The organism is Aromatoleum evansii, from assembly GCF_012910805.1.
Lineage (GTDB): Bacteria > Pseudomonadota > Gammaproteobacteria > Burkholderiales > Rhodocyclaceae > Aromatoleum > Aromatoleum evansii.
In genome coordinates this window covers 1-394 of record NZ_WTVK01000295.1, presented here as the reverse complement: position 1 = coordinate 394, position 394 = coordinate 1, and the positions used below count along the sequence as shown (strand labels likewise).

Annotated in this window: 1 protein-coding gene; it reads right to left on the bottom strand. The window is 72.8% G+C overall.

Annotated features, from left to right (window positions below):
- Positions 1-168: 168 nt before the first annotated feature.
- Positions 169-394: hypothetical protein (locus GO615_RS30115; protein ID WP_169133123.1), on the bottom strand; the 226-nt coding region annotated here is incomplete at its 5' end.

Genomic DNA, 394 nt, shown 5'->3' with positions numbered 1-394 from the left:
CGCGGGCGGCCGCCTCCTGCGCGCTCTCACCGGCGTCGATCTTGCCGCCGGGGGCGACGACGCGGCTACGACCGAAGCCGCGCAGCTTTCGCCCGAGCAGCACCTCGTCCGCCCCGTCGCTCGTACGGGTGACAAGGACGAGGCAGGTCTCGAGGGGCGTCGCGGACGTCACGCCGACGCCACGCCCGTGATGCGGTGGATCGAGAACGTCCGCGTCACTGGCGAGGTGTCGCCCAGCTGGCCCGTGACGCGCCCGCCCGTCACGCTCGCGGGGCGGAACAAGCCGCGCTTGATGTCGCCGCCGGCCTCGACGTAGCCGATCCACACGGGAACGCTCTCGGCGGCCGCGTCCTGCAGCAGCGCCAACGTCACCGTCGGATCACAGGACGGAATG